We start from the raw sequence: 18,145 nt of genomic DNA, 5'->3' as shown, positions 1-18,145 counted from the left end.
GTCGACACCCCCCGTGCCGGAAGCCGTCGCGTCAACATTCCCGTGACCGACGCGCCCTATGGTTCTGGATCTCCCGACACTCTTCGTCGCCTGTATGCTCGTGGCCGGTCTGTCGGTGGCGATCTGCGTTGCGACATGGCTGCAGGATCGACAGCAGGATGCCATGCTGTGGATGGCGGGATGCTGCTTCCTCGGCGGGGCCGGCACGCTGCTGCGCTTCGAATTGCCGGAGCGCTTGGGCATTCTATCGGGCAACCTCGCCTTTTTCCTCGCTTTTGCATCGCTTTGGGCGGCCAGCAGAGTTGTCGATGGGCGGCGGCCGAGCGCTTTGCCCTTTCTCCTTCCTTGCGCGATTTGGATCCTGGCGTTCTGGATCCCCGGTTTCGCCGAGAGTTTAAGGGCGCGCATCGTGCTCGCCTCGATCCTCGATCTGATGTTGGTCGCGACGACGATGATTCAGTTCTGGTCGAAGCGGCGGAGCGAGCCACCGGCCCGATGGATGATCGTTGGATTGCTGGCGTTTCAAAGCCTGTTGCTGGTGGGCCGGATCATCCGCACCGGGGTTGCCAGCGGCGCGGGTTTATCGACCCAGGCCCTGTACAGCCTTGGCCTCGTGGCTCTGACCACCATCGGATTCTCGCTGATGGTGACTTTTGCGATGATCCTTCTGGTGAAAGAGAGGGCGGAGCGCCAGCACCGGTCCGACGCCGAGACCGATGGGCTCACGGGTCTGCCGAATAGGCGGCTGTTCGATAAGGCGATGCCGCTCGCTTATGCCAAGGCGAGGCAAACCGGGAACTCCCTCGCGCTGCTGATGATCGACGTCGATGCGTTCAAGCGGTTCAACGATCATCATGGGCATCCCGCCGGCGACGCATGCCTCCGCACGGTCGCGACCACCCTGGCGGCCGGCGTGCGACCGGGCGACATCACCTGTCGCTATGGTGGCGAGGAATTTGCGGTCATCCTTCCGCAGACCGGTCAGGTTGGCGCGATGGCGATCGCCGAGCGGCTTCGGCTCGCGATCCGGGCTCTGGCCTTGCCGCATGGGGATGCGGATGACAAGTCGATCGTCACGATAAGCCTCGGCTGTGCCGCTGCCGCTCCATGCGACGCGCCCGATGTCGGCAGCGCCTCCCTGATCGCCGAATTGCTGCGTGCGGCGGATCAGGCTTTGTATCTCGCCAAGACAAGCGGCCGCGATGCCACCCGCGCGATCGAGGTTGTGTCAGCGGAGCCGGTTATGCCTCAGCCGCTCACCTGTCTGTCAGCAGCGACAGCGCCGCTTCATGCACCCGAGGGTCCCCGGCTGCAATGATCCGGCCGCCCTTGGCCGCATTGCCGCCGTCCCAGGTCGTCACGACGCCACCGGCGCCTTCGATGATCGGGATGAGCGGCGCAATATCATACGGCTTCAGCCCCGCCTCGATCACGAGATCGACATGCCCCGCCGCAAGCATGCAATAGGCATAGCAGTCGCCGCCGAAGCGGGGGAGCTGTACCTCGCGCTCGACGCGTTGATAGAGGGCATGCTCCTCCTCGCTCATCAGCAACGGACTGGTGGTCAAGAGGGTGGCCTCGACCAGGCTCGCGCAAGTCCGCGTGGTAAGGTGCTGGGTGATCGGCGTGTCGTGGCTGTTGTGACCCGACCAGGTTGCGCGCCCGCCATCCCCGAAGAAGCGTTCGCGCGTGAACGGCTGGCTCATCATCCCATAGGCAGGCTGGCCGTGATGTTCGAGCCCGATGAGCGTGCCCCAGAGCGGAAGTCCGGAGATGAAGCTCTTGGTTCCGTCGATCGGATCCAGCACCCAAACATAATCCGCATCGGACTGATGATCGGGGAATTCTTCACCGACGATGCCATGGGCCGGGAACGTGTCGAGGATCATCCGGCGCATGACCATCTCGGCGGCGCGGTCCGCCTCGGTGACCGGGTCGAAGGCCGCACCGATGGCTTTGTCCTGCGTCGCGACCCGCGTGCGGAAGAACGGCAGGATGATGTCGCCGGCAGCTTTCGCCAGGTCTGACACAAAGGATTCGAAGTCGACTGTGGTCATGCTGGCTCCGGGTCACCTTGAAAGCGTGAGAGTATTCGCTCGGTCGGCGGGAATTATTGCAAGGGGCTTGCATTTGTTGCAGTGCGATGGCATATTGCGGCGGTGCGGCAATGATCTTGCTGCATATGCCCTCCTTGGGCGTTTCCTCCCTAGACTTGGGCCGCTTGTGGTAACGCGAGCGGCCTCTTTCGTTTTGGTGGCAGGTTTTGCGGCCGAGGTCCATCCGAGCTCTGATGCCTCGGCGCCGTTTACTCCGCTGCAGCGCGTTCGGTCGCGCTCATGCCGTCCATCAGTGCCGCCAGAGCCGCCATGACGTCCGAGATATGAGACGCGACCGTCTCGAATGCCGGGCCATGCTGCATCAGCCTTTCGTTCATATAAAGGGCGCGATTGACCTCGATCTGAAGGGCATGCCGCCCTCCAGCAGGGTGGCCGTAATTTTCGGTGATGAAGCCGCCCGCGTAAGGTTTGTTGCGTTCGACCGCATAGCCGAGCCCGCTGAGGACTGCATCGGCGGTTTCGGTGATGGCCCGTCCGCAACTCGTGCCATAGCGGTCACCGATGACGAAATCGGCTTTCAGCCGATCATCCCGGTTCATCGGTCCATGGGCCGAACCCAAGGCACACGAGGGCATCGAATGGCAATCGATCAGCAGCGTCTGACCGAACTGCATCATGGCCCGGTCGACGAGGCCCTGCAGGGTCGCATGATAGGGTTTGTAGAGATATTCGATCCGGCGGATCGCTTCGTCGACGCTCAGCCGCTTCAGGTAGATTTCCTGCGCCTCGCCGACGACGCGCGCGATCGTGCCGAGCCCGCCGGCAACGCGCATCGAGCGTGAGTTGACGAAAGGCGGCAAGCGCCCGTCGAACATGCGCGGATCGAGCTCATATGGTTCGCGGTTGACGTCGAGATAGGCGCGAGGAAATCGCGCGCGCAGCAGCGGTGCCCCGAACGCCCGGGCGCCCATGAACAATTCGTCGACGAATGCATCCTCCGATCGGCGCAGGCTGATCGGATCGAGACGGGCGCTGGCGAGGAAACGCGCCGGATAGGCACTGCCCGAATGCGGTGACGACAGAACGAGGCAGGAGCCGAGCACCTCCGGCTCGATGACGTCGAAAGGTGGATCGAGTTCGGGCTCGACGATATGCCCGGCCTCGAGGGCACGATCGATCCAGCTTCCCCCCTCGACACCTTTGCTCATAACAGTCCTTTTTGACGATCTGGTTTCGTCTTTGCCGTGACGAACCCGGATCGGCCACCGCACCAGGGCGCCTGATCGACCGATTTGGCTCCCCCGACCGGCTCGGCGTCAAGGCCGCATCGGTCCGGCCTGGTCACGTCGCAAGCGACTTTTCGAAGCGTAGCGCCGTCGCCCCGTCCTCGTAATAGTCGGGCTCGCTGCCGAACCGTCGATAAGCCAAAGCCTCATAGAGCGCGATGGCGGCGGAATTGTCGGCACGAACCTCGAGCCGGACCGCACGACTGCCCCGCTTGCGGGCGCGTTCCTCGCAGGCGGCGAGAAGCGCGCGTCCGATGCCGAGCCGGCCAAAGTCGGGATCGACCGCTAACGAGAAGATACGTCCGAGCGCCGAGCCGGCGCGAAAGCCGATCATCGCATAGCCCGCCACCACGGCCTCGTGTTCCGCCACCGGTACGTAAGTGGTCGGCGCTGCGATGAAGTAGCGCAGACTGCGGCGGGAGAGCCGATCCGACTGGAAAGCCGCCAATTCCAAGCGTTCCAGCGCGTCGAGGTCGTCCGGTCGCGCCTCGCGCAGCACCGGTGCGGTACGGAACGCGGGCCGCGCGCCTAAACGGCTTTCCACGGAAAGGTCCATGTCTCGGTGAGGGCGCGATCGCCCGCTTTGAGAAAAGCGCGCAGATCCGTGCTCTGGTTCGAGTCGAGCGCCACGTCGATCGCCGCGCGGAACCCGCCGATATGCGGGTTGGGAACCAGGAACGAGCGCGTGATCTTGCCGCTGGTGGAGGTCGGCACGACGCTGACGAGCGAGGGATCTGCGCTGAAATAGGAAAGATCGCCGCCCGAGAAGTCGATCAGAAAGCGGCGTGATCCGGGTGCCACGACCTCGTTGGACCCGAGCGAGCGCGCCTGGGTCTGGAAAGTCTTGCTGACCCGCCCACCCGGCGACAGGCGGGTGAGGTTGAGGCTCGACGTGATGCTGTAGGCGTAAGAAACCGACTTGCCTTGCTCGATCGGGTCATGCGCCGTCCAGGCCGCGACGATATTGTCGTTGGTCTCGTCTGAGGTCGGCAGTTCCACCAGTTCGACACGGCCCTCGCCCCAGGTGCCCCGCGGCTCGACCCAATAGCTCGGCCGCAACTCGTAATTCAGATCGAGGTCTTGATAGTCCTCGAAGCTGCGATCGCGTTGCAGCAAGCCGAAGCCGGCGGTGTTGCTGTCGAGGAAGGCCGAGACCTCCGTCATGGCGGGGTTCCGCAGCGGACGCCAAATCCATTCGCCGGTGCCGGAATGGAGCAACAGACCGTCGGAATCGTGCAGTTCCGGACGGAAGTCGCCTGAAAAGCGGCGGTCGTTCTGGCTCGTGAAGAACATCGACGTCAGCGCCGCGATGCCGATCTTGGCACCCGACCGGCGCGGAAAGAGCGTCATGTCGACATCCACGACGGTTTCGTTGCCCGGATAAAGGTCGAACCGGAACGCGCCGGTGACGGCGTCGCCGTCGAGCAGCGCATAAATCGTCACGCGTGTCGCCCCCGGTGCCGGCGCCTCGATCCAGAATTCGCGGAAGAACGGGAATGCCTCGTTGTCGGTGCCTGCATTCACGGTCAGGCCGCGGGCCGACATGCCGTAATGCTGATTGCGGCCGAGAAAGCGGAAGTAGCTCGCACCCAAAAACGCAATGACCTCGTCCATGACGTCGGGTCGGTTCAGCGGGTAATGAAGCCTGAAGCCGGCGAAGCCGAGGTTGACCGGCAGCGGCTTGTCGATCTTGTTCCGGCCGTAGTCGAACAGCCCGGTCGAATAGGGGACGGGTGTCGCGATCCCTTCATGCACGATGTTGACCGTGACGGGGCGGGGATAGAGATGGCCGAGATGGAACATCTCCAACCGGAACGGACTGCCGTCCTGGCCGAGCAGCGCCCTGTCGGGCCTGAACCGGATGTCGCGCCAAGCATCGAAGTCGAGCCTGGCGATCGCATCCGGGAGGGCCGGGGGCGTCGCCTCGAAGGGCGCGGTGCCGAGTTCACGGGCGCGTTTCAGAACATCTTCAAAGCCAAAATTCGGCACGGGCTGCCCCGGAGCGGTTTGGGCGAAGGCGCGCGGCGCGAGGCCGAGGGCTGCTCCGGCCGCGAGGCCCGAAACGACACGACGACGGTTGAGGTCCTGCATGATCCCACTTCGGCGCAAACGTAACAGAAGGACGAGCATCGGCCGAAGCCCACGCCCGCAGCGGAGGTAGCGGGCTTACGGGGCCGGGGCAACCCACCGGGCCGGGATCCGACGGCTTTTGCTGGCAGAACTTGCATTATGGGGACTGAGGCGCGATGGGCGCGTCCGTCGTCTTCCCGCGCCGCCGGCCGGTGCTTATGTTGTGCCGATGAATCGGTCCGCCCCCCTTTCGACCCACGACGCCTCGGATATCGGGCAAGAGCAACCAGAGCTGCGGCAGCAGGAGATGATGAGCCAAGAGGTCAGCGACGATCGTCTGAGCGAAGACGGCGCCGACGAGTTTGACGAGGCCGCCTCGGGGATCGATCTCGGCCTGGATGACGAGAGCGCCGCTCCGGCCTCGGTCCGCAGCGGCGCGGCCGTGATCCGCCGCTATTGGAGCGCGCTCCCGCTCGGGCCGGGTGTCTATCGCATGCTGAACGACGCCGGCGAGGTGCTTTACGTCGGCAAGGCCAAGAGCCTGAAGAAGCGGGTCGCGAGCTATACGCGGGCGACGGGCCATTCGCGTCGCATCGCGCAGATGATCGCCGCCACCGCCTCGATGATGTTCGTGTCGACCGCGACCGAAACCGAAGCGCTACTGCTCGAAGCCAATTACATCAAGCAGATGCGGCCGCGGTTCAACGTGCTGCTCCGCGACGACAAGTCTTTCCCCTATATTCTGGTCACGGGGGACCATCGGGCGCCGCAACTCACCAAACATCGCGGCGCACGCAACCGGACAGGCGACTATTTCGGCCCGTTCGCGAGCGTCATGGCGGTGAACCGCACGCTGGCGGCGCTGCAGCGCGCTTTTCTGCTCCGCTCCTGCTCGGACAGCTATTTCGAGAACCGTACACGGCCGTGCCTGCTGCATCAGATCAAGCGCTGCGCCGGGCCGTGCACCGACGAGGTTAGTCGCGAGGATTATGCCGAACTGGTCGAGGAGACGCGCGGCTTTTTAACCGGCAAGAGCCGCGCTGTGCGCGAGCGTCTCGCGCTCGATATGGTGTCGGCCAGCGACGCGTTGGAGTTCGAGCGGGCGGCGCGGTTGCGCGACCGTATCGCCGCCATGTCGGCCATCCAGGGCACGCAGGGCATCAACCCGAAGAGCGTGGAGGAAGCGGATGTTTTCGCAATCCTCGAAGAAGCCGGACAATATGCGGTGGAGGTCTTCTTCTTCCGCACCTATCAGAATTGGGGCAATCGCGCCTATTACCCGCGCGCCGATCGGAGCCTCGGGCCAGCCGAGGTGCTGGGCGCGTTTCTGGCGCAATTCTACCTCGACAAGCCGCCGGCGCGTCTCATTCTGCTGTCGCATTCTGTTGATGACCAGGGCGTGCTCGAGGCCGCCTTGTGCGAGCGTGCGGGCTATCGCGTCGAGATCGCGGTGCCGCAGAGGGGCGAGAAGAAAGATCTGGTCGATCACGCGGCCCAAAATGGGCGCGAGGCGCTGTCACGCAAATTATCCGATACCGCCAGCCAGGAAAAGCTTCTGGCCGCGCTCGGGGCCGCCTTCGGTGTGACCCGCACCCTCAATCGGGTCGAGGTTTACGACAACTCGCACATCATGGGCACCAACGCGGTGGGCGCCATGATCGTGGCCGGACCTTCGGGCTTCTTGAAGCCGCATTACCGAACCTTCAACATGACCGACAAGCTGTTCACGCCCGGCGATGATTTCGGCATGATGCGGGACATGCTGCGTCGCCGCTTTGCGAGGCTCATGAAGGATGCGCCGCCGGCCGCAACGATCGGTCAGGCCGAGGGTGCGCGCGGATCGGCGACGGATCTTCCGCCCGAGGCGGCCGACGTGCTGGCCCATCAGGACGGGATCGACGAGGATCGATCAGAGGATCGTGAGGCGACCCCGCTGTCGGATGTCGGCGACACGCCGCAATGGCCGGACTTGATCCTGATCGACGGCGGCAAGGGGCAGCTTGAGGTCGTGCGCGAGACCCTGGTCGAGCTCGGCGTGCCAGTGATGTTCGGCGAGGGCGGCGCGCCGCATGGCGTGGCGGTGGTGGGTATCGCCAAAGGGCCGGAGCGCAATGCCGGGCGCGAGACCTTCTTTGCGGCCGGGCGTGAGCCGTTCAAGCTGCACGAACGGGATCCCGCGCTCTACTTCGTTCAGCGACTTCGGGACGAGGCGCATCGATTTGCGATCGGGACGCATCGGGCGCGCCGCAAGAAAGATTTCACCAAAAGCCCGCTGGAGGAGATCGGCGGCATCGGGCCGGCCCGCAAGCGGGCGCTTCTCCACGCGTTCGGCACCGCCAAGGCGATTGGACGGGCGACGCTGGCCGATCTCGAAAAGGTGCCGGGCCTGAATGCCGCGACCGCGAAGCGGATCTACGATCATTTTCACGAGGGCGGCTGACGCGCGACGGCGCACAATGATGGGCGTGAACGCGCTCCGGCCCAAAACAGAGATCTGTTCTGGGCCGGAGCATTGGATGACGGTGGACCGTGCGACCCGACGACGTCGGACGGCCGACGGAGGGTCGATCAGAACTTGTAGTTCAGACCAACGCGGGCGATGTCGCCATCGGCGCGCACGCGCGAGTTAAACTGGCCAATGCCGGTGTTGATCGCGTTCACAGCAAGGGTCCGGCTGCCGAGATCGTAATGCAGGTATTCGGCCTTGATGGTCACGGCGCTCGAGTGGAAGAAGTTGAGGAACGATCCTGTGGGCAGCGCATATTCGACGCCGCCGCCGTAAGCGTAACCCGTTTCGGTCGAGCTTCGGCTGCCGGTGAAGATTCCGGTGCCATCGGCGGCGAAGAGCGTATGACGGCTGTTCACGCCGCCATAGGCAAAGCCGCCCGTGCCGTAGATCAGGAACTGGTTATAGGCATAGCCGATGCGGCCGCGAACCGTGCCGAGATAGTCGAGACCCGAGCGATACTGGGTCAGGTAGGTGGCGCCGCCGATCAAGGCGAAGTTGTTGGCGGTCTTCGACAGATCCGTATAGGCGGCATCAGCCTCGATACCGATCACGAGGCCGTTGCCGACGCCGAACTGGTAGTTGTAACCAATCGTGCCGCCTGCCGTGAAGCCGCTGTCTTGGGTGCGGTATTGGCCCGGACGGAAATTGCCGGTGATCGCTGCCTGGTTGCCAGCCGTCGCACCGGTGGTGCGATAACGGGTGTCGGCGTCGAACACGGCACCCGCGTTGATGCCGAAGTAAGCGCCGGTCCAGGTGAAGATCGGGAGTGGAGCCACGAAGGCAGGCGGTGCGCTCCGCAGCGGCAGATCAGCGGCGAAAGCGGCTCCCGACGTCAACCCGGCGATTGCGGTGGCGATCAACGCTAGTCTGGTATGCATCGTCGAATCCTCTAAAACAAATGTCTCCCTTCATAAATCGTGATAAGCTTGCACAGGCAAAGCCTTTGTTCGGCGTCGCCCTGCTTTGGTGCAGTCTGTTGCAGTTCAGTCACAAGCGTGGCCAGTGTCGTAAGTAGATCCTTTTTTACATTTGCTTGAGCGTAGCAACGCCGGATAAAAACGAGAACGATGTGTCGTTCCGATTCCGCGACTGAGTTGAACGTCTCGGAGCTGACGTTCAGCAAGTGTTTTCATGCACATCATTCGTCTATTGCGGGTCAAAATGCGGAGCATGTTTGTTCGCGAATTGATGGCGGGTGTGTGGCCGTTACAGTTCGTTAACCATCATGGTCGAGGCTCTTCAACGTTACGAAGGCTTGGAGCTTGGTGATGCAAAATACGTCGACAGCGAACCACGGCCGCCCGTCCGAGGATGTTTGCCCCATCTCGGATGCTTTGTTCGCTCAGATTTGCCGGTCGACGCCAAGCCAGTCACGCGAATTGTCGCTGGGCTTTTCGGCGCAGGAGCGCGCAAGGCTGGCGCTCTTTTGCAATTCGCGCGCGCATCTTCGCGAAAGCGGCCGCGAGATCGCCGGAACCTGCACTGAGGCTAGTCTAACGCGGGAAGGCGGCCAGGCCGGACTGGTGCTGTTCCAGCAAGCGAGGTCTGGTCCCGAAACCTGGGGTCTCGTGCCTCGGCAGAACTCCCGGCGAGTCAGCCTCGCCGGGTAGCGCGTTTTAAGATGCGGAGGGCGTGACCGGATCTGACATCTCGTCATCCGCCATGTCATCGTCGCCGAACGCCAGATGGATCTGGTCCGCCACGACGGACGGCTCCAAAACCAGAAAGAATTTCGATCCATTGTTCATGGTCACGACCGAGCCTGTGTGAACATGCTCGATCGACGTGACGTCGAGCGGATTGAGCCAGACCTGGCTTTTCTGTGTCGTTTCGAAAAGGATCATGCAAGGCCTCTTGTGTCGGTCCGAAGCCCTGTAGCATGTGCCCCTGCGGCGTGACCATTCACAAATCGCCCGCCGTTCTGGCGGGTTCATCACAAGGACCTCTGCGATCATGTTGACCCGAATGCTCTGCGGCGCGCTGCTGCTCCTGACACTCTCGACCGCCGCCCAGGCCGGGGCTCAAGGTCAGAGCCGGCGCGAGCAGCAATTGGCGGCCTGCGCGGGCGATATGGAAAGGCTCTGCGATCATCGGTTGTCGGCGTCAAAACAGCTCAAGACCTGCATTCGTCCCAACCGTGCCAAAGTGAGCCGCACCTGCCGGGCTTGGCTCGACATGCCATCCTAAAACCGAGGTCAGCCAAGGCGTTCAAGGTCTTCGCGTTGAGACGCTTAGGCGTCCTTCTCTTCCCGGCGCAGCAGCACCTCGTCGACCTGGGTCAGCAGAAGGTCGAAATCGACCGGTTTCGAATGATATTCGTCGCAGCCCGCGGCCAGCGCCTTGGTTCGATCGCCGCTCATCGCATGCGCCGTCAAGGCGATGATCGGGATGGCGTTCGATTGTGTCCGCAGGGTTTTGGCGACGGTCCAGCCATCCATGATCGGGAGATCCATATCGAGCAACATCAGATCCGGCTCGTCGCTCGCCACCTTTTCGAGCGCTTGCTGGCCGTTATGCGCCAGGACAACGTCGAACCCCCGGCGCCTGAGCCGTCTCGACAGAAAGTCCCAGAGTTCCTCGTGGTCTTCGACAAGGAGTAGTTTGGTCATCGTGGCTCCTTGTGCATCTACTGGCGTTCCATGTGTGTTAGTCGAATGGTCGTGCGTCCACCAGCGTCGACCATCCCGCTTGGACAGGAATCGCCAGTGAGCCAGTTATCGACAGACGATACCGTGATCCTGCCGCCGTCGGATAGCCGGTCCATTCTGCCGGTGATGTATGCCGGAACCATCACGGTCGCGGCCCTCTACTTTGGCCAGGAGCTCATGGTGCCGCTGGTGTTGGCCGCCTTACTGGCCTTCGTTCTCGCACCGGGCTGTAATCTTCTTCAACGGCTCAGACTGCCGCGGGTTCTGTCGGTTCTGATCGTGGTGGCGCTGGCCTTCGGAGCGATCGGGAGTCTTGGCGTCGTGGTCGGCGGCCAGGCCACATCGCTGGCCACGAGCCTGCCGGCCTATCGCACCACCATCACGGAAAAATGGAACGCGCTTTCCAAAGGCGTCGGCTTCATCGAGCAATATACCAAAGGCATGACGGCGAAACCGAACGCCGGCAGCGCTCCCGCCGCAGACAAGAAGCCGGCCGATAATCCGGCCGCGACGCTCGGACTGCAGGACGTCTCTGGCCTGTCGCTCGCCAAGACGCTCGCGCAGCCGCTTCTCGGACCGCTAGCGACCGGCGGCATCGTTCTGGTCTTCACCTTGTTCATCCTGATGTCGAGCGAGGATCTGCGCGATCGGCTGGTGCGGCTTGTCGGACGTCACGATCTGCATCGGACGATCCTGGCCATGAACGACGCGGCCAGCAGGCTCTCGCGCTACTTCTTGTTTCAGCTCGGGCTCAATGCCTCGTTCGGCGTTCTGATCGGCGTCAGTTTGTGGTTCGTCGGCCTGCCCAACCCACTTCTTTGGGGGATTCTCGCGGCGACCATGCGGTTCGTTCCTTTCGTCGGCGTCGTGGTTGCGGTCGTCCCGCCGCTTCTCCTGGCCATTGCGGTCTCGCCGGGCTGGTCGCTCGCTCTCTTGGTCCTTGCCCTGTTCGTCGTGTCCGAGATGATCATGGGTCAGGTGGTCGAGCCGTTGATCTATGGGCATAGCACCGGGCTCTCGCCTTTGGCCGTCATCGTCGCAACGGCTTTCTGGGCGCTCCTCTGGGGGCCGGTCGGCCTTCTGATCGCGACGCCGTTGACCGTCTGTCTGGTGGTGATCGGCCGCCACGTCGAGGCGCTGGCGTTTCTCGACGTGATCCTCGGCGATCGACCGCCACTCACGCCCGCCGAAACCTTCTATCAGCGCGCGCTCGAAGGCCAGGCTTTGGCCTTGGCCCCGGCAGCCGCCAAGCAGATCGCGACAACATCGCTGACCGACTATTACGACAAGGTCGCCTTGTCCGGCTTGGCTCTGGCACAGGGCGATCTCGCCCGCGACACGCTGGCGTTCGAGCGCCTCGAAGCGATCCACGCCCAGATCGAAGCTCTGCTGGCTCGCCTCAGTGCCGATACCGTGCGGCCTCACGCCGGGGTCGTCGAAACAGCGTCGCTCCCGGACCATTGGCGGCGCGAGGGTGCCGTGATCTGCATTCCGGGGCGCGGGCAGCTCGACGATCTCGCCGCCACGATGGCGGTGCAATCCTTGATCGTTGATGGTTTCGGCGCCCGGATGGAGCCCAATCTCGTGCTCGGATCGGCGCGCGCGATGCCGGCCAACATGGACCGGACCGTCCTGTACTGCCTGTCCATGCTGGAAGAGGGAAGCACCGTCTCGGGTATTCGCTACTTTATCAAGCGCATTCAGAAGCAAATGCCGCAGGCCGTCATTGTCGTCGGGCTTTGGCACGCGGGCCGCGATAGCCCGCTTTTGTCAGAGCTGCGTGCCGAGGGTGGCGACGAGCATCTCGTGCTGTCTCTGGGTGAACTACTCGCCTTCTGTCGAGCCACGGCGGCTCGCGTGCCGGCCGCAGATCCCTCATCGGCCGTGGCCGAGGCCGAAAGCCTCCCGCTTCCGGCGTAAGACGCCTCTTTGGATCGATCCTGAGGTTTGGCGATTGACGTCCGTTGAGCTCGGCGCAGAAACGCTCGGGTTGCGGATAGCCGGAGCCGAGATGTCACAATCGTCGCAGGAATTTTTGGCCGAGCCGGTCGACCGCACCGCCCTGGAACTGGGCGGCGAGGTGGTCTCGAAGTGGTTCGGCTTCGCCGATGCGGTCAGCGACGGCGTTTACGGCGTCGATCGTGTGGGGCTGTGCATCTTCGTCAATCCGGCTGCCATCGCGCTTCTCGGTTACGAGACAGCCGACGAGCTTCTCGGGCGCAACATGCATCAGACCATCCACCACACGCGACCGGACGGCTCGCCGTTTCCGATCGAGGCTTGTCCGCTGATCCATACGTTGACGAGCGGCCGATCCGTGCGGCTCGACACTGAGTTGCTGTGGCGCAAAGACGGGTCGTCCTTCGTGGCTCGCTACTCGTCCTATCCGATGACGGCGGAGGACGGCGCGATACTCGGCAGCGCCATCGTGTTCACGGATTGCACGCCGGACGTGGAGCTGGATCTCGAGCCGGCCCGAGCGATCGAGCAACTCTGGGGCAGCACGGAGCGGCGTCGCGCCGAAGAAGCCTTGCGATCGAGCGAGGCCAAATTCCGCACCCTGGCCGATTCCATCTCGCAACTCGCCTGGATGACCGATCCCGAGGGCGCGATCGTTTGGTACAATCGCCGCTGGTATGACTACACCGGCACGACGCCTGAGAAGATGCAGGGCTGGGGCTGGCAGGACGTGCATCACCCCGACCACATGGAGCGTGTGGTGGCCCATATCGCCAAGGCGTTCAGCGACGGCGCCGAATGGGAGGATACGTTTCCGCTCCGCGGCAAAGATGGCGAGTATCGCTGGTTTCTATCGCGTGCCATGCCGATCCACGATCGTCCGGACGAGTCTCACCCCAAAGGTCGCATTCTCGGTTGGTTCGGGACCAACACCGACGTCACCGACATGCGCGAGGCGGAGGACCGGCTGAGCGCCGCGAAAGATGTGGCCGAAGAAGCCAATCGCACCAAGAGCGATTTCATCGCCAACATGAGCCACGAGCTGCGGACCCCGCTGTCGGCCATCATCGGCTACAGCGAGATGATGCAGGAGGAAATCGCCGACGGCGCCGACCCGACCGAACTGTCGCCCGATCTTCGCAAGGTGGAAGCCAACGCGCGCCATTTGCTGGGCCTTATCAACGACGTGCTCGATCTGTCAAAGATCGAGAGCGGCAAGATGGAGGTTTTCTCGGAGACATTCGACACGGCGACCACGCTCCAGGAGGTGGCTTCGACCGTGCAAGGCCTGATCGACAAGAAGGGCAATCGGTTGGTCCTGGATCTCGGTCACGATCTCGGCGTCATGCAATCGGATGTCACCAAGCTTCGGCAGATCCTGCTCAACCTTCTGAGCAACGCCGCGAAATTTACCGAAGGCGGGACCATCACGCTGGGGGCGACCCGCATCGTGGGGGCAGGCCCGGCGCAGTGGCTGTCGTTTCGGGTCAGCGACACGGGCATCGGCATGTCGGCGGAGCAATTGGAAAAACTCTTCCTGCGGTTCAGTCAGGCGGATGCGTCGACAACCCGGAAGTTCGGCGGAACGGGGCTCGGCCTATCGATCTCGAAGGCGTTCAGCGTCATGTTGGGCGGCGACATCGCGGTCGAGAGCGGGCTTGGTCAGGGCAGCGTCTTTACCGTCATGGTGCCGGCCGTCTGGTCGCCGTCGTCCAGCGAACATCACGATGAGGACGAAACAGCGGCCGACGCGACGACGAACCGCCCGGGCGGAAGCGCCGACATCGAAAAAGACTGGGTGCTGGTTATCGACGACGATCCGGCCCAGCGGGAGTTGATGTCCCGCTTTCTCGCGCGCGAGGGATTTGGCGCGCGCACAGCGGCCGACGGCCGGACCGGCATCGAGATGGCGCGGGCCATGAAACCGCGTGCGATTCTGCTTGATGTGATGATGCCCGGCATGGATGGGTGGTCGGTGCTCAGCGTGCTCAAAGCCGATCCGGCGCTCGAAGCCATTCCGGTTGTCATGATCACCTTTGTGAGCGAACGCGGCTTAGCTTTGTCGCTGGGGGCCTCCGAATATGTCTTGAAGCCGGTTCAATGGGACAGGTTCAAGCAGGTGATGGACCGGTTCCGCGATGCGGGTGGCACGGTCCTCGTGGTCGATGATGAGGCGGATAGCCGCGAGCGGATGCGGGTAGTGCTCGAGCGCGATGGATGGACGGTGGTCGAAGCGGCCAACGGTCAAGAGGCGCTCGATCGGGTGGCCGAGGGCGTGCCGCAGGTCGTGGTTCTCGACGTCAACATGCCGATCATGGATGGCTTTGCGTTCCTGCCGAAGTTTCGGGAGATGGCCGGTTGCGCCGAAACACCCGTGATCGTCTTGACGGCCGCCGACTTGACCCTGGCTGATCGCAAGCGCCTGCGGGGTGCCAGTCAAGTGTTGAACAAGGGCGACACCACGTTCGGTGCGCTCGCCAAACAGTTGCGCGCCTTGGCCGAAACCGACCCGAGCGCCGAAGGGCTTGTCAGCTAAGGCTTGCGCTTTTCGGGGCCGGCACGGTGGCCTATACACCAACGCGCCGCGCGATACCCGCTCCGGCCGAAGCTGATGGACCCATGCGATGAAACCGCCGCGCCGCTCGAAGGACCCGTGGGACGCTGCCGAGGCGGTGTTCCGGCCGGCGGCCCCGACCATTCCTGAGGTTGTCAAAAAACCCGCGATCCCCAACGCAAAGGAAACCGTGTCGTTGCGGCTCGATCAAGATGTGCTCGAAGCCTTCCAGGCCGATGGGCCAGGGTGGCAGGATCGCATCAATGCCGCCTTGCGCGCCGCCGCAGGGCTTTAGCCCTCACATCAGGTTCAACCGAAACGCGTCCTCGACATGGCGGGGCCATGCCCTCGGCGCCACGAAGACGCCGTCGCCCCGTAGGACGCAATGAGCCGCCCAAGGGTTGCTCGACAGCCAAACCCTGGCGGCGCGCTCGATGCGCTGGCGCTTGGTGGCCGAGATCGCCACCATGGCGTCATCGAGGCGCGGTCGCGCCTTGACCTCGGCGAAAATCACGGTTCCGCCGCGCCGCGCGATGATGTCGATCTCGCCGCCACGCACTTTGTAGTTCCTGGCGAGCGGCCAATAACCTTTGCAGACCAGCAAAAGCGTCGCGACCATTTCGGCCCGCAGGCCGAACGCGTTGGCGATCGCTCGGTCGCGGGTCATATCCGGTCGATCATGGTTGGCGCGGGTTGCGGGCCGCAAGTTCGATGGCGCGGGCATAAACCTGCCGGCGCGGCAGGCCGGTGTCGGCCGCCACCACGGTTGCCGCATCCTTGACGGACAGGCGCTGCATGGCCTCGCCGATCTTCGCATCGAGATCGGTCTCCGCGAAGACGGGTTTGCCCTCGATCGGCGGCGCGACCAGCACCACGATCTCACCCCGTGGCGGACCTTCTGCAAGAAACTCCGCTGCGAGCCGATCGAGCGGGCCACGTCTGACCGTTTCGTAATGTTTGGTGAGTTCGCGCGCCACGGCGGCATCGCGCGGCCCCAGCACGGCCGCGAGATCCGCGAGCGTCTCGGTGACGCGGCGTGCCGATTCGAAAAACACCAGCGTTCCCGGAATGGCGCCGAGCTCGGCGATCCGCTGCCGTCGCGCGGCGGTGCGGGACGGAAGAAACCCTTCGAAGAAGAAGCGGTCCGTCGGCAGACCCGCGACCGTGAGGGCGGCCAGCACGGCGGATGCGCCCGGAACGGCGGTGACCGGGAGTCCTTCGGCCGCGACCTCCGCCACCAGCTTGAAGCCGGGATCGGAGATCAGCGGCGTTCCGGCGTCGGAGACGAGCGCTAGCGCCGCCCCGCCCCGCAGGCGCTCGAGCAACTGGGGCCGCATCGCCGCGGCGTTATGCTCGTGATAGGCGACGAGCGGCGTCGAGATGCCGTAGTGGGCCAACAGCGTCTTGGTCACGCGCGTGTCCTCGGCCAGAACCGCATCGGCCGCCGCCAGCGTTCGGACGCCGCGAAACGAGATATCGCCGAGATTGCCGATCGGCGTCGCGACGACATGGAGGCCGGGCTCGATCCGTTGTGCCTCTGCGCGCAGGCCGAGCGCCGTAAAGCTCATATCCTGTGCGCGCCCTGCGTCATGCGACCGCCCGAAGGCCGCCGCATCGGGTGCGTCTTGCTTGTGGTCGATCATGGCGCGCGTCCCTCAAGCCACTGTCCTGCAGAAAACGCGGAGACAGATTGAATCGCCATGCTTTGCCCTAGTTTACCTGTCGTTGTCCAAGCGGTACTAACTTTCGCTGTCACAGCCCGATCTCACCAGCGGTGGTTCGGGTTCGGTTTATGCGGCCCGATCGCGCGTCATCGGTCGTCAGAGTCGGAGTATTCAGTTGACGACCTTTCGTGCGATCTTCTCGGCCGCAACCGTCGTGAGCCTCGCGGCTTTGCTGGCAGCCTGTGGGCAGTCACCGGGTGGTGGCCCCTTGGCGGATGCGCCTCTCTCGGCCCCCACGTCGCCGGTCCAATCGAAGCCGCTCGGCGGCATTTCCTCGAGCCAGATCGGCAACGGGCCCGATAAGGTGGCGCTGATCCTGCCGCTGACGCAGAATGGCAATCCGAGCTCGATCGGCACGTCGCTCCGCAACGCGGCCGAACTGGCCTATGCCGAATCGGGCTCCAACGATCTCACGATTCTGGTGAAGGACGACCGATCGACGCCCGACGGCGCGCGGGATGCGACGCAGGCGGCCATCAACGAGGGTGCCGAACTGGTGCTCGGTCCGCTGTTCGCCGGGGATGTGCGCGAAGCCGCGCGGGTCGCCAAGGCGGCCAATCGCCCGGTCATCGGCTTCTCGACCGATACGGGTGCCGCATCGCACGGCGTCTATCTTCTCTCGTTCCTGATCGAGAGCTATGTCGACCGGATCGTCGATTATGCCGCCGCGCAGGGCAAGAAGTCCTTCGCGGCCCTCGTGCCGGAGAATGATTACGGCAATGTGGCGCTCGCCGAATTCCAGCAGGCCGCCGCCCGCCGCAATATCCGGGTGCAGGCGATCGAGCGCTATCAGCCCAGCACGCTGAATGCGGCTGTGGCCCGCATCGGCGCCAATCTCTCGCAGGTCGATGCGCTGTTCATTCCGGATCAGGCGGAGGCGATGCCGGCCGTAGCCCAGGCCTTGACCGCGAATGGCATCGATAGCCACAAGGTGCAGATCCTCGGCACCGGCATCTGGAACGACGCACGCGTGTTGAAGCTGCCGGCGCTGCAGGGCGCCTGGTTCGCGACGCCGGAAAACACAGGCTTCAATGCCTTTGCGGCCCGCTATCGAGCCAAATTCGGCAGCGATCCCGCGCGTATCGCCACGCTGTCCTATGATTCCGTGTCGCTGGTGTCGGCCCTGGCCCGCACGCAAGGCTCGCAGCGGTTCGCCGAATCGACCCTGACCAATCCATCCGGCTTCAACGGGGCCGATGGCGTCTTCCGGTTCCGGGCCGAGGGTCCGAACGAGCGTGGCCTCGCCGTGCTGCAGATCAACAATGGCGCCGCCACCACGGTCAGCCCGGCGCCGCGCAGCTTCTCGGGTAACAACACGTAAAGTCACAACGCTTGGGT

16 protein-coding genes are annotated in these 18,145 nt (G+C 63.9%); 7 read left to right on the top strand and 9 right to left on the bottom strand.

Annotation, left to right across the window (positions count from 1 at the left end; translation table 11 throughout):
- The first annotated feature begins 58 nt into the window (after positions 1 to 58).
- On the top strand, positions 59 to 1,318 hold the full coding sequence (locus tag LGH83_RS12125) for a GGDEF domain-containing protein (RefSeq protein ID WP_227398890.1): 1,260 nt from the start codon (positions 59 to 61) through the stop codon (positions 1,316 to 1,318).
- Here the strand turns inward: LGH83_RS12125 and hisN are convergent.
- From hisN to LGH83_RS12105, 4 genes are all read right to left on the bottom strand, one after another.
- Entirely contained in the window at positions 1,257 to 2,057 is an 801-nt protein-coding gene (gene hisN / locus LGH83_RS12120; protein ID WP_227398889.1) for a histidinol-phosphatase, read from the bottom strand. The two genes, LGH83_RS12125 and hisN, sit on opposite strands and share 62 nt — an antisense overlap.
- A 248-nt stretch (positions 2,058 to 2,305) precedes the next feature.
- A complete protein-coding gene (locus tag LGH83_RS12115; RefSeq protein ID WP_227398888.1) occupies positions 2,306 to 3,265 on the bottom strand; it encodes an N-formylglutamate amidohydrolase in 960 nt (319 codons plus the stop codon).
- 133 nt (positions 3,266 to 3,398) lie between these two features.
- Entirely contained in the window at positions 3,399 to 3,887 is a 489-nt protein-coding gene (locus LGH83_RS12110) for a GNAT family N-acetyltransferase (protein ID WP_227398887.1), read from the bottom strand.
- Entirely contained in the window at positions 3,872 to 5,434 is a 1,563-nt protein-coding gene (locus LGH83_RS12105; protein WP_227398886.1) for a glucan biosynthesis protein, read from the bottom strand. The genes LGH83_RS12110 and LGH83_RS12105 overlap by 16 nt, the downstream gene beginning before the upstream one ends.
- Before the next feature lie 208 nt (positions 5,435 to 5,642).
- On the opposite strand from LGH83_RS12105, the gene uvrC reads away from it, so the two are divergent.
- Positions 5,643 to 7,853: an excinuclease ABC subunit UvrC gene (uvrC, locus tag LGH83_RS12100; RefSeq protein WP_227398885.1), complete on the top strand. Its 2,211-nt coding sequence runs from the start codon at positions 5,643 to 5,645 to the stop codon at positions 7,851 to 7,853.
- Between the two features lie 128 nt (positions 7,854 to 7,981).
- Here uvrC and LGH83_RS12095 read toward each other — a convergent pair whose 3' ends face one another.
- Both LGH83_RS12095 and LGH83_RS12090 read right to left on the bottom strand, forming a co-directional pair.
- Positions 7,982 to 8,800, bottom strand: coding sequence for an outer membrane protein (locus LGH83_RS12095; RefSeq protein WP_227398884.1), 819 nt, complete (start codon positions 8,798 to 8,800; stop codon positions 7,982 to 7,984).
- Between the two features lie 738 nt (positions 8,801 to 9,538).
- Positions 9,539 to 9,766, bottom strand: coding sequence for a hypothetical protein (locus LGH83_RS12090; RefSeq protein WP_227398883.1), 228 nt, complete (start codon positions 9,764 to 9,766; stop codon positions 9,539 to 9,541).
- 109 nt (positions 9,767 to 9,875) lie between these two features.
- Here LGH83_RS12090 and LGH83_RS12085 point away from each other — a divergent pair, with 109 nt between their 5' ends.
- The gene (locus LGH83_RS12085) at positions 9,876 to 10,109 is read left to right on the top strand and encodes a hypothetical protein (RefSeq protein WP_227398882.1); all 234 of its coding nucleotides are present in this window, start codon (positions 9,876 to 9,878) and stop codon (positions 10,107 to 10,109) included.
- Between the two features lie 44 nt (positions 10,110 to 10,153).
- Here the strand turns inward: LGH83_RS12085 and LGH83_RS12080 are convergent, their stop codons facing one another.
- Positions 10,154 to 10,531, bottom strand: a complete 378-nt coding sequence (locus LGH83_RS12080; RefSeq protein ID WP_227398881.1) for a response regulator transcription factor — start codon at positions 10,529 to 10,531, stop codon at positions 10,154 to 10,156.
- A gap of 96 nt (positions 10,532 to 10,627) precedes the next feature.
- On the opposite strand from LGH83_RS12080, the gene LGH83_RS12075 reads away from it, so the two are divergent.
- The 3 genes from LGH83_RS12075 to LGH83_RS12065 all read left to right on the top strand — a co-directional run bounded on the left by LGH83_RS12075 (position 10,628) and on the right by LGH83_RS12065 (position 15,378).
- Entirely contained in the window at positions 10,628 to 12,490 is a 1,863-nt protein-coding gene (locus LGH83_RS12075; protein WP_227398880.1) for an AI-2E family transporter, read from the top strand.
- A gap of 91 nt (positions 12,491 to 12,581) precedes the next feature.
- On the top strand, positions 12,582 to 15,065 hold the full coding sequence (locus tag LGH83_RS12070) for a PAS domain-containing hybrid sensor histidine kinase/response regulator (RefSeq protein WP_227398879.1): 2,484 nt from the start codon (positions 12,582 to 12,584) through the stop codon (positions 15,063 to 15,065).
- An 88-nt stretch (positions 15,066 to 15,153) separates the two neighbouring features.
- A complete protein-coding gene (locus LGH83_RS12065) occupies positions 15,154 to 15,378 on the top strand; it encodes a BrnA antitoxin family protein (protein WP_227398878.1) in 225 nt (74 codons plus the stop codon).
- A gap of 3 nt (positions 15,379 to 15,381) precedes the next feature.
- On the opposite strand, the gene LGH83_RS12060 is transcribed toward LGH83_RS12065, so the two are convergent.
- On the bottom strand, positions 15,382 to 15,750 hold the full coding sequence (locus tag LGH83_RS12060) for a YraN family protein (RefSeq protein WP_227398877.1): 369 nt from the start codon (positions 15,748 to 15,750) through the stop codon (positions 15,382 to 15,384).
- A 10-nt stretch (positions 15,751 to 15,760) separates the two neighbouring features.
- The gene (rsmI, locus tag LGH83_RS12055; protein WP_227401829.1) at positions 15,761 to 16,651 is read right to left on the bottom strand and encodes a 16S rRNA (cytidine(1402)-2'-O)-methyltransferase; all 891 of its coding nucleotides are present in this window, start codon (positions 16,649 to 16,651) and stop codon (positions 15,761 to 15,763) included.
- Between the two features lie 271 nt (positions 16,652 to 16,922).
- On the opposite strand from rsmI, the gene LGH83_RS12050 reads away from it, so the two are divergent.
- On the top strand, positions 16,923 to 18,128 hold the full coding sequence (locus LGH83_RS12050) for a penicillin-binding protein activator (RefSeq protein WP_227398876.1): 1,206 nt from the start codon (positions 16,923 to 16,925) through the stop codon (positions 18,126 to 18,128).
- Positions 18,129 to 18,145 lie beyond the last annotated feature (17 nt).

Source organism: Lichenihabitans sp. PAMC28606 (assembly GCF_020616535.1).
GTDB lineage: Bacteria > Pseudomonadota > Alphaproteobacteria > Rhizobiales > Beijerinckiaceae > Lichenihabitans > Lichenihabitans psoromatis.
The sequence above is the reverse complement of the archived record's forward strand: the minus strand, read 5'-3'. Positions and strand labels throughout refer to the sequence as shown.

Excerpts from the sequence above, each read along its gene's own strand:
- rsmI (WP_227401829.1), bottom strand. The coding sequence starts at position 16,651 with ATGAGCTTTACGGCGCTCGGCCTGCGCGCAGAGGCACAACGGATCGAG.
- LGH83_RS12115 (WP_227398888.1), bottom strand. The coding sequence starts at position 3,265 with ATGAGCAAAGGTGTCGAGGGGGGAAGCTGGATCGATCGTGCCCTCGAG.
- LGH83_RS12095 (WP_227398884.1), bottom strand. The coding sequence starts at position 8,800 with ATGCATACCAGACTAGCGTTGATCGCCACCGCAATCGCCGGGTTGACG.
- LGH83_RS12105 (WP_227398886.1), bottom strand. The coding sequence starts at position 5,434 with ATGCAGGACCTCAACCGTCGTCGTGTCGTTTCGGGCCTCGCGGCCGGA.
- LGH83_RS12080 (WP_227398881.1), bottom strand. The coding sequence starts at position 10,531 with ATGACCAAACTACTCCTTGTCGAAGACCACGAGGAACTCTGGGACTTT.
- LGH83_RS12085 (WP_227398882.1), top strand. The coding sequence starts at position 9,876 with ATGTTGACCCGAATGCTCTGCGGCGCGCTGCTGCTCCTGACACTCTCG.
- LGH83_RS12060 (WP_227398877.1), bottom strand. The coding sequence starts at position 15,750 with ATGACCCGCGACCGAGCGATCGCCAACGCGTTCGGCCTGCGGGCCGAA.
- LGH83_RS12065 (WP_227398878.1), top strand. The coding sequence starts at position 15,154 with ATGAAACCGCCGCGCCGCTCGAAGGACCCGTGGGACGCTGCCGAGGCG.
- LGH83_RS12070 (WP_227398879.1), top strand. The coding sequence starts at position 12,582 with ATGTCACAATCGTCGCAGGAATTTTTGGCCGAGCCGGTCGACCGCACC.
- uvrC (WP_227398885.1), top strand. The coding sequence starts at position 5,643 with ATGAATCGGTCCGCCCCCCTTTCGACCCACGACGCCTCGGATATCGGG.
- LGH83_RS12125 (WP_227398890.1), top strand. The coding sequence starts at position 59 with ATGGTTCTGGATCTCCCGACACTCTTCGTCGCCTGTATGCTCGTGGCC.
- hisN (WP_227398889.1), bottom strand. The coding sequence starts at position 2,057 with ATGACCACAGTCGACTTCGAATCCTTTGTGTCAGACCTGGCGAAAGCT.
- LGH83_RS12090 (WP_227398883.1), bottom strand. The coding sequence starts at position 9,766 with ATGATCCTTTTCGAAACGACACAGAAAAGCCAGGTCTGGCTCAATCCG.